The sequence below is a fragment of the Pseudomonas sp. efr-133-TYG-23 genome (assembly GCF_030209215.1).
GTDB lineage: Bacteria > Pseudomonadota > Gammaproteobacteria > Pseudomonadales > Pseudomonadaceae > Aquipseudomonas > Aquipseudomonas rhodesiae.
In genome coordinates this window covers 185,589-198,746 of record NZ_JARVSL010000005.1, presented here as the reverse complement: position 1 = coordinate 198,746, position 13,158 = coordinate 185,589, and the positions used below count along the sequence as shown (strand labels likewise).

The window sequence follows — 13,158 nt, the reverse complement described above, 5'->3', positions numbered from 1 at the left end:
GAAACGACTCCTTCAGGGGCGGTTTAAACAGCGAAGATCTTGCCGGGGTTCATGATCCCGTTCGGGTCGAACACCGCTTTGACGGCTTTCATGTATTCGATTTCAACTGGCGAACGGCTGTAGGTCAGGTAATCGCGTTTGGTCATGCCCACGCCGTGCTCAGCGGAGATCGACCCGTTGTATTTCTCGACGGTTTCAAAGACCCACTTGTTGACGGTGGCGCACTTGGCGAAGAACTCATCCTTGCTCAGATTTTCCGGCTTGAGGATGTTCAGGTGCAGGTTGCCGTCACCGATGTGGCCGAACCAGACGATTTCGAAGTCCGGGTAGTGTTCGCCGACGATTGCGTCGATTTCCTTCAAGAATGCCGGCACTTTACTGACGGTCACCGAAATATCGTTCTTGTAAGGCGTCCAGTGGGAAATGGTCTCGGAGATGTACTCGCGCAGTTTCCACAGGTTGTGCAATTGGGTTTCGCTTTGGCTCATCACGCCGTCCAGCACCCAGCCCTGCTCGACACAGTGCTCGAAGGTTTCCAGGGCATGATTGGCAACTTCTTCGGTGGTGGCTTCGAATTCCAGCAGCGCGTAGAACGGGCACTCGGTTTCGAACGGCGCAGGCACGTCGCCACGCCCGAGGACTTTGGCCAGGGCCTTGTCGGAGAAGAACTCGAAAGCCGTCAGGTCCAACTTGCCCTGGAAGGCATGCAGCACCGGCATGATCGAGTCGAAATCGGTGGTGCCCAGCACCATGGCGGTGAGGTTCTTCGGTGCACGGTCCAGGCGCATGGTGGCTTCGACCACAAAGCCCAGGGTGCCTTCGGCGCCGATAAACAGCTGGCGCATGTCATAGCCGGTGGCGTTCTTGATCAGGTCGCGGTTCAGCTCCAGCACGTCGCCCTTGCCGGTGACGACTTTGATGCCGGCCACCCAGTTACGGGTCATACCATAGCGAATGACCTTGATCCCGCCGGCATTGGTGCCGATATTGCCGCCAATCTGACTGGAACCGGAGGATGCAAAGTCCACGGGGTAGTACAGGCCGTTTTCTTCGGCGACGTTTTGCAACTGCTTGGTGACCACGCCCGGCTGGCACACGGCGGTGCGGTCGGTGAGGTTTACGTCGAGGATCTGGTTCATATAGTCGAAAGACACCACCACCTCGCCATTAGCCGCAACGGCTGCGGCCGACAGCCCCGTACGCCCGCCGGACGGCACCAGCGCCACCTTGCGCTCATTGGCCCAACGCACAACCGCCTGCACCTGCTCGATGGTCTTGGGAAACACGATGGCGGTCGGCGCGGGGGCGAAGTGTTTAGTCCAATCCTTGCCGTAAGCCTCCAGGGAGTCGGCGTCGGTCAGCACTTTGCCGGGCTCAACCAGGGTCTTTAGCTCATCAATCAGGGCAGGATGGGTCATCGACAGAACTCTCGAACAATTCATGGTCATCCTGAGAACGCTTCACGTCGCAGGATAGGTGTTTAGCGGGGCGCATATGCTAGCATACCGCCCCCGCAGGACAGAGCCCAAGGGCGTTTCTGCGGTGACGGCTTTCCTGCCGTCCGGGTCAGCTTAAGTGATCCGACTCCCTGCCATTTTTCTCCGGGATACAGGTTTACGCAGATGAGCAAGACTTCTCTCGATAAGAGCAAGATCAAGTTCCTTCTTCTGGAAGGCGTCCACCCATCGGCTGTCGACGTTCTGAAAGCCGCCGGGTACACCAGCATTGAGTACATCACCAGTTCTCTGCCGGAAGCCCAGCTCAAGGAAAAGATCGCCGACGCGCACTTTATCGGCATTCGCTCACGCACTCAGTTGACCGAAGAGATCTTCGATCACGCCAAGAAACTCGTGGCGGTCGGCTGTTTCTGCATCGGCACCAACCAGGTCGACCTCAACGCCGCACGCGAGCGCGGTATTGCGGTGTTCAACGCACCGTACTCCAACACCCGTTCCGTGGCGGAGCTGGTGTTGGCCGAGGCGATCCTGTTGCTGCGCGGCATCCCGGAGAAGAACGCTTCCTGTCACCGTGGCGGCTGGATCAAAAGCGCGGCCAATTCCTTCGAAATCCGTGGCAAAAAGCTGGGCATCGTCGGTTACGGTTCGATCGGCACGCAGTTGTCGGTGCTGGCTGAAGGCCTGGGCATGCAGGTGTTCTTCTACGACACCCTGACCAAGCTGCCGCTGGGCAACGCCACTCAGGTGTCGAGCCTGACCGAGTTGCTGGGCATGTCCGACATCGTGACCCTGCACGTTCCGGAAACCGCTGAAACCCAGTGGATGATCGGCGAGAAGGAAATCCGCGCCATCAAGAAAGGCGGCATCCTGATCAACGCCGCGCGCGGCACCGTGGTGGAGCTGGACGCCCTGGCCGACGCAATCAAGGACAAGCACCTGATCGGCGCCGCCATCGACGTATTCCCGGTAGAACCTCGCTCCAACGACGACATCTTCGAAAGCCCGCTGCGTGGCCTGGACAACGTGATCCTGACCCCGCACATCGGCGGTTCCACCGCTGAGGCCCAGGCCAACATCGGCCTGGAAGTGGCCGAGAAGCTGGTCAAGTACAGCGACAACGGTACGTCGGTCTCGTCCGTCAACTTCCCGGAAGTGGCCCTGCCGGCTCACCCTGGCAAGCACCGCCTGTTGCACATCCACCAGAACATTCCGGGTGTGATGAGCGAGATCAACAAGGTTTTCGCGGAAAACGGCATCAACATCTCCGGTCAGTTCCTGCAGACCAACGAGAAAGTCGGCTACGTGGTAATCGACGTCGACGCCGAGTACTCGGACCTGGCGCAAGAGAAGCTGCAGCACATCAACGGCACTATCCGTAGCCGCGTGTTGTTCTAAGGCTTTAACCGCTGCACAAAAAATGGGAGACCCGCAGGGGTCTCCCATTTTTTTGTCCGCAGAGCGCTTACTTGACGTTAACCGTGATGACTTTCGAGGCGACCGTTGGCTCGAACTGGCGATGCACGTTGTCGCCCGCCACCAGTTGCAAGGTGTGCTTGCCTGGGGCCAGGGTGAGTTCGGTTTCGGTTTGCGCCTTGCCGAAGTGGATCGAGGTGGCGGTGGCCGGAATCGCCTCGTCGGCTTTAAGCGCCGTCACGTCCTGGTCGACCAGCAGGTGATGGTGGCCGGCGTTAGGCACTTGCTTATCGATAGGTTCCAGGTCCAGGTTCTTGACGCCGAATTTGACGGTGAAGGTTTTGTCGACGGTCGCGCCATCCTTCGGCGAGACGATAAACACTTCGGCACCTTCAGGCGCCGGCGTACGTGGAAGGTCGGCGGCGCTGGCCAACATCGAGGCACCCAGCAACAGGCTGGCAATCGTTGCACGGGACAAAAGGGCTTTCATTCGCTTCTCCAGTTTTTCTGTGAAATCTGTAGGTTTATGACAACTTCGCGGCAAATTGCTGTCCAAGGCACTCAACACCATAGCAAAGCGATGCTGAACGGCGCCTCGCACATTCGAATTCTCTAGGAGTGACCATGCGCTTTTCGCCTGGCCTGTTACTGCTGCTTCCTCTTCTGAGCCCTTTGGCCCATGCCGAACTGATCGACGATGTGAACGATCGCGGCGAACTGCGCATCGCCCTTGAAGCCACTCACCCGCCGTTCAACTTCAAGGAGGGCGACAAGCTCACCGGCTTTGAAGTGGAGCTGGGCGAGCAACTGGCCAAGGAAATGGATGTGCGCCCGTCCTTCATCACCACCGATGACACTGACTTGCTGCAAGGGGTGGAAAGCGGCAAATACGACGTGGCCATCAACCATATCGCTATGACTGCCGAGCTGCGTGATCGGTTCGATTTCAGCGAGAGCTATAACCAGGCGCCTGACCTGGCGATTCCGTTCCAGAAGGGCAATCCGGCGTTCAAGGCCAGCCTGGACAAAGCCTTGGAGCGGGTGAAGGCGGATGGGCGGTTGAAGGCGCTGTCCCACAAGTGGCTTGAAAGCGACGCCCAGTAACGCCAACGCGCTGGCAGCCCTCTCCCGCCTTTTGATTAGGTCGGGATTGAAAGCTGAGCCAGCGCGGCGGCAGCCTCGGGCAGCTCCAGCTCGCTGAACACCTGCACGCCATGGCGCTTGAGTAGCGCCGCCGTGACCCCTTCGCCGCTGACTTTGACGCCTGTGAACGTACCGTCATAGGTCAGCAGATTGCCGCAGGAGGGGCTATTGGCCTTGAGCACAGCGATACGGATGCCGTGGCGCTGCACCAACGCCAACGCCTGGCGCGCGCCGTCGAGGAACGCGGCGCTGAAGTCTTCGCCCGCGGCGGTGAGCACCTGGGCCCGGCCTTCCCACACATCGATGCCCTGCCCGCCCGGAATCTCCGCAGACGGACGCGGCGTCGGCAAGCCGCCCGCGACTTCCGGGCAAACCGCCACTACCCGCCCTTCTGCCTGCCAAGCCGCCAATTGGTCGAACGGCCCACTGGCCCCACCGTCGTAGCGCACCTTATGCCCGAGCAGGCAGCGGCAGATCAGTATCTTGTGCATGCTCAGAACGGCTCGTTGCCCCGCCGACGGAACCAGCCGGTCAGGGACAGCCGTTCGCGCGTGGCGGGCATGACTTCGTGGGGGATGACGCCGGACAGGAACACCACCAGACAACCGCCGACAGGGGTCACGTCGTATTCGACGTCGTCCTTGAGGTACATGCGCAACTGGCCGCCGTGTTCGGGCAACCAGGCGTCATTCAGGTAGATCACCGCCGAGACCATGCGCCGGTCATCATCGCGAAAGCGGTCCAGATGTTTGAGGTAAAACGCCCCTGGCGGGTACATGGCGAAATGGCTTTCGAAATCCTCCAGGCCGAGGAACAGCCCTCGGTTCATGGCCAGGCGCAGGCTATCCATCACCGCCATGTAGGTGTCGCAGACGGCGGCGTCACCCTCCTCCAGCCACTGGATACGGTCGCCGCGAATACCCTCACGGATCTCCTGGGCCGGGCCGCGCCCTACCGCCGCGGGCGCCAATTCACCTTCGGCGGCACGTTTACGGCACTCAGCCGCCAGTTCCAGGGTCAGAGCCTGGGGCAGGAAGCCGTTCTGCTGCGACCAACCTTTCTCGGCCAGGTCGTCGACAATACGTTGCAGCAGGGGATGATCGAAGGGTATTTGCATGGCGCGCATAGTATCCATACGCCTGTGAATCCGACAGAGCCGCCGAGCGTCTGAACACAGATTAGTTCATGTGACTGACAGGATTTCTCGACAAATCCTACGCCCCACACGGACAATAGTGGCCGACTGACAGGAGTCCATATGCGTCGTTTGTTTTTTTCCTTGCTGATGTTCTGCGTTTTGCCCGCCTGGGCAGACGGCCATGACCAGTTGTACAAGGTTGCCGGCTGGGCCGAACAACGTGCGCATTTCACCGATGCACTCGCGGCGGCCCAACAGCGCTACCGCAATAGCCTGCCGCCGGCGGTATATCAGGCACTGGTGGACAACAGCAACCAACGCTTCGCCGCCCAGGCCATGGATCAGCGCGCCGAAGCGCAGTTACGCAAGCACCTGGCGGACCCGGCACCAGCGCTGGCGTTCTTTCAGTCACCCTTGGGGCGCAAGATCGTCGCCGCCGAATTACTCGCTACCCGCCGCGATCAATTAGCCAAAAACGCCCAGGGCCTGCCGAAGATCCAGGCCGACGCCACCCGCAGCCTGATCATCGGCCACCTGGCCCAAGCCCTGCCCGCCCGTGAGGCCGGCGCAGAGGTCAGCCTGGCGATTGCCGGCGTGGCGGCCGACAGCCTCAGCCAGATGATCCCTGGCCTGCTGGGCGGCGGTCAGGCCCAGGGCATGTTGAATGGCCAACGTGAGCGCTTGATGCAGCAGATCGGTAATGACCTGAACAACACGTTGCTGTACGTCTATCGCGATTTGTCCGACCCGGAGCTGGAAGAATTCGCCACGTTCGCCGAGTCGCCGGAGGGTAAGGCGTATTACCAGGCGGCGCTGGCGGCGATTCGCGCAGGCCTGGCAGTCGGCCAGAGCACCTCAAGCCTGACGCAGTAGAAATGTGCGAGGGGCTTGCCCCCTCCCCCACTTGCACCGCGTTATTTCAGATGGTCCGTCAAATACCGGAAGTACTCTTCGCGAATCTCTGGAATCTCATTGGCCAGGTGATGCCGTCCACGGGACAGCATCAGCACCTCGGGCCGGTCGAACTTGCCGCGCAGCACGTGCAGGTTGTGCTGCCAGTCCACCGTCATGTCTTCCTCCCCCTGCACGATCACCGGCCGCCGCGTGCTGCGCGGGGCGGCCTCGATGCGTTTGATCCAGCGCGCCAGGGCGCCCACCCAGGCGGTGGGTAGTTGCCGCGGCTGCAGCGGATCGGCTTCCAGGAACGGCCGGAAGGCCGGGTCGTTGGAGTTGTCGCTGAACCGCCGCGCAATACCTTTGACGAATGGCCTCAGCAGGTAATAGCTGACCTGGGACCAGCCCCACGCGCGCGGACGCACCAGCGGCGACAGCAGCAGCACTTTGCCTTGCGCCGGGCTCTGGGCGCCGTGATAAAGCAGATGATCCACCACGATCGCGCCGCCGGTGCTTTGCCCGAACAGGTGCCAGGGCTTGGGCAGTTGCAGTGCCTCGGCCTGGGTGAACAGGGCTTGAACCACATCTTGGTATACCGCGAAATCATCGATGCTCGCGCGCGCGCCACTGGACAAGCCATGCCCCGGCAAATCGCAGGCGATCACAACGAAGCCCTGGTCCAGTGCCCAGTCCACTACGTTGCGGTACAGCCCCATGTGGTCGTAGAAGCCGTGAAACAAAAACATCGTCGCCACCGGCACCGGCGGCCACCACACCTGCGCCACCACGTCGAAACCGTCCACCTCAAAGCGCCCCAGGCGACTCACCGCCGGCACTTTGCGCGCGGGCAGGTCCAGCCCGTAAAAACGCTGGTAGACCCGCGCCTCGGCGCTGAGCGGTTGCGCATCCGACAAGGGGCGCAAGCTGTCGCGCAGATGATCCGGGTCAAAGGTGACGGGCATAAAGGGTTTCCAGGCTCACAATATCGAGCTGCGATATTCATCTGTCAGGGCAGGCATGGCAAGCTACGCGACCTGCGAGGATAGATCCGAATGCGACAGACCTACCGTACCGCCCTGTTCGCCAGCCTGATCCTGATTATCTGCACCGGCGTGCTGTGGACGGCGTATGACTGGTTTCAGGGCCGCTATCTGCGCGCTTTCAGCGAGCACACGGCGGTTTTTTCCGGCGATGCGCTGCAACTGCCCGCCGAACTCAGCGGCCCAGGCCCGATCCGCCTGGTGCATTTCTGGGACCCGGCGTGCCCGTGCAATGTGATCAACCAGCAACATCTGGGCGAGCTGATCGAGCAGTACGCGTCCAAAGGCGTTGAGTTCTACGCCCTGCAAAAAACCGGCAGCCATGGCCAATTACCGGACAACCTGCGCCAGATGAAAATCCTCACTGCCCTGCCCGGTGCCGACCAGGTGCCGGCCAGCCCCGCCGTGGGCATCTGGGACCGCAGCGGCAAGCTCGCGTATTTCGGGCCCTACAGCGAGGGCCTGACGTGCAATGCCAACAACAGTTTTATCGAGCCGATCCTGCAAGCGCTCGACGCCGGGCGCGAGGTGAATGCCACGCACACCCTGGCGGTGGGCTGCTATTGTTCGTGGTCAACCGGGCCGTAGGCCGCCACCCCATTCTTGGTAAGGACTCTTCATGAAGCGCGTCTTGCAGACTCTCGCGGCTGTGGTGGTGCTGCTCGCTCTCGGCGCCGGTTGGTATGTGTACAGCAAACAGCCCACGCGCCAGGGCACGGTGACACTGGCCCATCTGCAAGGCTCGGTCACCGTGCGCTATGACGACCGTGGCGTGCCGCATATCCGTGCCGAGAACGAAACCGATCTGTATCGCGCCCTGGGCTATGTGCACGCCCAGGACCGGCTATTCCAGATGGAGATCATGCGCCGCCTGGCCCGTGGCGAACTCGCCGAAGTGCTGGGCCCCAAGGTGGTCGACACCGACAAACTGTTCCGCAGCCTGCGCATCCGCGACCGCGCCGCGACTTATGTGGCGCAGCTGGATCATGCATCGGCGCACTGGAAGGCGCTGCAAGCCTATCTGGATGGAATAAACCAGTATCAGGACAGCCACCCCAGCCCGATGGAGTTCGACGTGCTGGGCATCCCCAAGCGGCCCTTCACGGCTGAAGACACCATCAGCGTGGCCGGGTATATGGCCTACAGCTTTGCTGCCGCGTTTCGTACCGAACCATTGCTGACTTACATCCGCGATCAATTGGGCAGCGACTACCTGAAGGTTTTCGACCTCGACTGGCAACCCAAGGGCGCCCTTAACCTGGCCGCCAGCGACTGGCAATCCCTCGGCGCCCTCGCCGCTCTGAGCGACCAGGCCCTGGCCGACAACGGCCTGCCGCAGTTCGAGGGCAGCAACGCCTGGGCCATCAGCGGCAGCCGTACCCGCAGCGGCAAACCGTTGCTGGCGGGCGACCCGCATATCCGTTTTTCCGTGCCGTCGGTGTGGTACGAGGCGCAACTGTCGGCGCCGGGTTTTGAGTTGTACGGCTATCACAACGCATTGGTGCCGATGGCATTCTTGGGGCACAACCTGGATTTCGGGTGGAGCCTGACCATGTTCCAGAACGACGACCTCGACCTGATCGCCGAGAAGGTCAACCCGGACAATCCCAATCAGGTCTGGTATCAGGGCCAGTGGGTCGACCTGATCCGCAGCGAACAACAGATCGCGGTCAAGGGCCAGGCACCGGTCACCCTCACCCTGCGCCAGTCGCCCCATGGGCCGATCATCAATGACGTGCTTGGCGAGACGGCAGGCAACATTCCCATCGCGATGTGGTGGGCGTTTCTCGACACTCAGAACCCGATCCTTGAAGGCTTCTACCAGCTCAACCGCGCCGATACGCTGGCCAAAGCCCGCGCTGCTGCGGCCAAGGTCTCGGCACCCGGCTTGAATATCGTGTGGGCCAATGCCAAGGGCGATATCGGCTGGTGGGCGGCGGCGCAGTTACCGATTCGTCCGGCAGGCGTGAACCCCGGGTTTATCCTCGACGGCAGTACCACCCAGGCCGACAAACTCGGCTTCTACCCCTTCAGCGCCAACCCCCAGGAAGAAAACCCGGCGCGCGGCTATGTGGTCTCTGCCAACGCCCAGCCAGCGTCGCCTACGGGCATGGAAATCCCCGGTTATTACAACCTGGCCGACCGTGGCCAGCAGTTGAACGCCCAGTTGAGCGACGCCCGAGTGAAGTGGGACGTGACCAACAGCCAAGCCTTGCAACTGGGCACCACCACCGCGTTCGGCCCACGCCTGCTGGCACCGCTGCTGCCAGTGCTGCGTGAGGTGGTCAAGGACCCGGCGCAACTCAAGCTGGTGGATCAACTGGCCAACTGGAAAGGCGACTACCCGCTGGACTCCATCAGCGCCACGCTGTTCAACCAGTTCCTGTTCAACCTCGCCGATGCGGCCTTCCACCCCAAACTCGGCGACGCGATGTTCAAGACCCTGATCAGCACCCGCGTGATCGACGCGGCCCTGCCACGCCTGGCCGCCGCTGCGGACTCGCCCTGGTGGGATGGCAAACGCACCGACACCGTCAAGCTCGCATGGGACAACAGCCTCGCCCACCTCAAGGCCACCCTTGGCGACGACCCGAACCAGTGGCAGTGGGGCAAGGCACATACGTTGACCCACGGTCATCCGCTGGGCATGCAGAAGCCACTGGATAGGGTATTCAACGTCGGCCCGTTCCCCGCACCGGGCACCCATGAAGTGCCGAATAACCAATCCGCTGCCATCGGCCCGGCGCCCTGGCCAGTGACATACGGCCCATCCACCCGCCGCTTGATCGACTTCGCCGATGTAGCCCACGCCCTGACCATCAACCCCGTGGGGCAAAGCGGCGTGCCGTTCGACAAGCATTACGGCGACCAGGCCGAGACCTATATCGAAGGGGGTTATGAGCAGGCGCATTTGAGCGATGAAGAAGTCACGGCCAATACCCGCGGCACGCTGAAGCTATTGCCCGCTCGATAACGGCCTGTAGCGCGGGCAAAAAAGTGGGAGGGGGCTTGCCCCCGATAGCAGTGGGTCAGTCACTTCATCTGTTGACTGATTCACCGCTATCGGGGGCAAGCCCCCTCCCACATTTGGATCGCGTAGATCTTTAGACCGGTGCTGGCGCGCGGCGCTTGTCCGGTTGCTGCCAGCCGTCGGCGGCGGCCTCTTCGATGGCTTGCTGGATGGCCTTCTTGCGCATCTCTTCGGCACGCCTGCTGAAGAACCACACCAGGAAGGTCACCAGCGACACTGCCAGCAGAATCAGGCTGGCCACGGCATTGATCTCGGGCTTAACCCCCAGACGCACGGCCGAGAACACTTCCATCGGCAGGGTCGTGGAGCCTGGGCCCGACACGAAGCTGGCGAGTACCAGGTCATCCAGGGACAACGCGAACGACATCATGCCGCCCGCCGCCAATGACGGCGCGATCATCGGGATGGTGATCAGGAAGAACACCTTCCACGGCCGCGCGCCCAGGTCCATCGCGGCTTCTTCGATCGACAGGTCCAGCTCACGCAAGCGCGCCGACACCACCACCGCCACATACGCGGCACAGAACGTGGTGTGGGCGATCCAGATGGTGACGATGCCACGCTCCTGGGGCCAGCCGATCATCTGCGCCATGGCCACGAACAGCAGCAACAGCGACAGACCGGTGATCACTTCCGGCATCACCAGTGGCGCGGTCACCAGGCCGCCGAACAGCGTGCGGCCCTTGAAGTGGCTGATGCGCGTAAGCACAAAGGCCGCCAGGGTGCCCAGCGCCACCGCAGCGATTGCGGTGTAGCAGGCGATTTCCAGGGAGCGGGCCACCGAGCCCATCAATTGGGTGTTATCCAACAGGCCCACGTACCACTTGATCGACCAACCGCCCCACACCGTCACCAGTTTGGATTCGTTGAACGAGTAGATCACCAGAATCAGCATCGGCAGGTAGATGAACAGCAACCCCGCCACCAGCATGAAGCTTGAGAAACTGAAGCGCTTCATATCTTGCCCTCCATCTCTTTGGCTTGGCTGCGGTTGAACAGGATGATCGGCACGATCAGGATCGCCAGCATCACCACCGCCAGTGCAGAGGCCACCGGCCAGTCACGGTTATTGAAGAATTCCTGCCACAACACTTTACCGATCATCAGGGTTTCCGGGCCGCCCAGCAGTTCCGGGATCACAAACTCGCCCACCACCGGAATGAAGACCAGCATGCAGCCAGCGATGATGCCGTTCTTGGACAGCGGCACGGTGATCTTCCAGAAGCTGTTGAAGGTGCTCGAACCCAGGTCAGACGCGGCTTCCAGCAGGCTCTGATCGTGCTTCACCAGGTTGGCGTACAGCGGCAGGATCATGAACGGCAGGTAGGAATAGACCACGCCGATGTACACCGCGATGTTGGTGTTGAGGATCTGCAACGGTTCGCTGATCAGCCCGATGGACATCAGGAATCCGTTGAGCAAGCCGTTGTTGCTGAGGATGCCCATCCACGCATACACGCGGATCAGGATCGCGGTCCAGGTCGGCATCATGATCAGCAGCACCAGCACGGTCTGCATCTCTTTGCGCGCGCTGGCGATGGCGTAGGCCATCGGGTAACCGATCAGCAGGCACAGCAGCGTGCTGAAGAACGCCATTTTCAGCGACCCCAGGTACGCGGCGATGTACAACTCGTCGTCGCCAAGCATCGCGTAGTTGGCCAGGTTGAGCACCAACTGCAGCTTCTGCTCAATGAAGGTGTAGATCTCGGTGTACGGAGGGATCGCTACATCGGCTTCGGCAAAGCTGATTTTCAGCACAATGAAAAACGGCAGGGCGAAGAACAGGAACAGCCACAGGAATGGAATCCCGATGACCACCTGCTTGCCGCTGGGGACGATGCGGAGCAAGCGCCGCTTGAGCTTCTTCATGTTCATGAGCGAAGTACCACGCCGCTGTCGTCTTCCCACCAGACGTAAACCTGATCACCCCAGGTGGGCCGCTGGCCACGGCGCTCGGCGTTGGCCACGAAGGACTGCACCAGCTTGCCGCTCGGCAGCTCCACATAGAACACCGAGTGGCCGCCCAGGTAGGCGATGTCGTGGACCTTGCCGCTGGACCAGTTGTGTTCGCAGGTCGGCATTTCGGTGGTAACCAGCAGTTTTTCCGGGCGGATGGCGTAGGTCACCGATTTGTCTTCCACCGAGGTGGCAATGCCGTAGCCTACGTAAATGTCGCGGTCCAGGTCCGCGCACTTGAGCACCGCGTGGCCTTCGGCGTCGTCCACCACTTGGGTGTCGAAGATGTTGACGTTGCCGATGAACTCGCACACCAGGCGGCTGGTGGGGGTTTCATAGATATCGATCGGGCTGCCGATCTGGGCGATCCAGCCCAGGTGCATGATTGCGATGCGCTCGGCCATGGTCATGGCCTCTTCCTGGTCGTGGGTCACCATCACGCAGGTCACGCCGACGCGCTCGATGATTTCCACCAGCTCCAGCTGCATCTGCGAACGCAGTTTTTTGTCCAGGGCGCCCATAGGCTCATCGAGCAGCAACAGCTTCGGGCGCTTGGCCAAGGAGCGGGCCAGGGCCACGCGCTGACGTTGGCCGCCGGACAACTGATGCGGCTTGCGCTTGGCGTACTGGCTCATCTGAACCAGCTTGAGCATCTCGGCCACGCGGGCGTCGATCTCGGCCTTGGGAATCTTGTCCTGTTGCAGGCCGAAGGCGATGTTCTGCGCCACGGTCATGTGCGGGAACAGCGCATAGGACTGGAACATCATGTTGATCGGCCGCTCATAGGGCGGCATATCGGTGATGTCCACACCGTCGAGGTAGATGCGGCCTTCCGTTGGCCGTTCGAAGCCCGCGAGCATGCGCAGCAAGGTGGATTTGCCCGAACCCGAACCGCCGAGCAAGGCGAAGATCTCGCCTTTCTTGATTTCCAGGGACACATCGTCCACGGCAATCGTCTCGTCGAACTTCTTCGTGACCCGGTCGATTTTGACCAGCACCTTTTTCGGTGTCTGGTCGCCCTCGAGGGCTTTCTTATAGGCGCCGGAGGCAACTGCCATTTACGAAACTCCCAAAAAAATAGACTGC

The 13,158-nt window shown here is 61.3% G+C and carries 13 protein-coding genes; 5 read left to right on the top strand and 8 right to left on the bottom strand.

Translation table 11 applies throughout. From position 1 onward, the window contains the following. Positions 1-23: 23 nt before the first annotated feature. On the bottom strand, positions 24-1,418 hold the full coding sequence (locus tag QRN41_RS03500; protein WP_034101339.1) for a D-2-hydroxyglutarate dehydrogenase: 1,395 nt from the start codon (positions 1,416-1,418) through the stop codon (positions 24-26). Positions 1,419-1,622: 204 nt separating this feature from the next. Between QRN41_RS03500 and serA the strand changes: the two genes are divergently transcribed. After that, entirely contained in the window at positions 1,623-2,852 is a 1,230-nt protein-coding gene (gene serA, locus QRN41_RS03495; protein WP_034101340.1) for a phosphoglycerate dehydrogenase, read from the top strand. Between the two features lie 67 nt (positions 2,853-2,919). On the opposite strand, the gene QRN41_RS03490 is transcribed toward serA, so the two are convergent. Next, on the bottom strand, positions 2,920-3,360 hold the full coding sequence (locus QRN41_RS03490) for a DUF4399 domain-containing protein (protein ID WP_034139712.1): 441 nt from the start codon (positions 3,358-3,360) through the stop codon (positions 2,920-2,922). Between the two features lie 134 nt (positions 3,361-3,494). Between QRN41_RS03490 and QRN41_RS03485 the strand changes: the two genes are divergently transcribed. Then, positions 3,495-3,974, top strand: coding sequence for a transporter substrate-binding domain-containing protein (locus QRN41_RS03485; RefSeq protein ID WP_034101343.1), 480 nt, complete (start codon positions 3,495-3,497; stop codon positions 3,972-3,974). Positions 3,975-4,009: 35 nt separating this feature from the next. On the opposite strand, the gene QRN41_RS03480 is transcribed toward QRN41_RS03485, so the two are convergent. Together QRN41_RS03480 and QRN41_RS03475 are read right to left on the bottom strand one after the other, a co-directional pair. After that, on the bottom strand, positions 4,010-4,504 hold the full coding sequence (locus QRN41_RS03480; RefSeq protein ID WP_285421156.1) for a 2-thiouracil desulfurase family protein: 495 nt from the start codon (positions 4,502-4,504) through the stop codon (positions 4,010-4,012). Positions 4,505-4,506: 2 nt separating this feature from the next. Continuing rightward, positions 4,507-5,139 (bottom strand): 2OG-Fe(II) oxygenase, encoded by a 633-nt coding sequence (locus tag QRN41_RS03475; RefSeq protein ID WP_047881737.1) that lies wholly within the window; start codon positions 5,137-5,139, stop codon positions 4,507-4,509. A gap of 132 nt (positions 5,140-5,271) precedes the next feature. Between QRN41_RS03475 and QRN41_RS03470 the strand changes: the two genes are divergently transcribed. Continuing rightward, a complete protein-coding gene (locus QRN41_RS03470; protein ID WP_034101347.1) occupies positions 5,272-6,024 on the top strand; it encodes a DUF2059 domain-containing protein in 753 nt (250 codons plus the stop codon). A 41-nt stretch (positions 6,025-6,065) separates the two neighbouring features. On the opposite strand, the gene bipL is transcribed toward QRN41_RS03470, so the two are convergent. Then, entirely contained in the window at positions 6,066-7,007 is a 942-nt protein-coding gene (gene bipL / locus QRN41_RS03465; RefSeq protein WP_285421155.1) for a phospholipase BipL, read from the bottom strand. A 90-nt stretch (positions 7,008-7,097) separates the two neighbouring features. On the opposite strand from bipL, the gene QRN41_RS03460 reads away from it, so the two are divergent. Further along, positions 7,098-7,673: a DUF6436 domain-containing protein gene (locus QRN41_RS03460; RefSeq protein WP_285421154.1), complete on the top strand. Its 576-nt coding sequence runs from the start codon at positions 7,098-7,100 to the stop codon at positions 7,671-7,673. 31 nt (positions 7,674-7,704) lie between these two features. Beyond that, the gene (locus QRN41_RS03455; RefSeq protein ID WP_285421153.1) at positions 7,705-10,059 is read left to right on the top strand and encodes a penicillin acylase family protein; all 2,355 of its coding nucleotides are present in this window, start codon (positions 7,705-7,707) and stop codon (positions 10,057-10,059) included. A 130-nt stretch (positions 10,060-10,189) separates the two neighbouring features. Here the strand turns inward: QRN41_RS03455 and QRN41_RS03450 are convergent, their stop codons facing one another. The 3 genes from QRN41_RS03450 to QRN41_RS03440 are packed head-to-tail and all read right to left on the bottom strand — an operon-like array spanning position 10,190 to position 13,130. Beyond that, positions 10,190-11,074 (bottom strand): ABC transporter permease subunit, encoded by an 885-nt coding sequence (locus QRN41_RS03450; RefSeq protein ID WP_034101352.1) that lies wholly within the window; start codon positions 11,072-11,074, stop codon positions 10,190-10,192. Further along, on the bottom strand, positions 11,071-11,991 hold the full coding sequence (locus QRN41_RS03445; protein WP_034139718.1) for an ABC transporter permease subunit: 921 nt from the start codon (positions 11,989-11,991) through the stop codon (positions 11,071-11,073). Before QRN41_RS03445 ends, QRN41_RS03450 begins: the two co-directional genes overlap by 4 nt. Then, positions 11,988-13,130 (bottom strand): ABC transporter ATP-binding protein, encoded by a 1,143-nt coding sequence (locus QRN41_RS03440; RefSeq protein ID WP_034101355.1) that lies wholly within the window; start codon positions 13,128-13,130, stop codon positions 11,988-11,990. The genes QRN41_RS03445 and QRN41_RS03440 overlap by 4 nt, the downstream gene beginning before the upstream one ends. Positions 13,131-13,158: the final 28 nt, after the last annotated feature.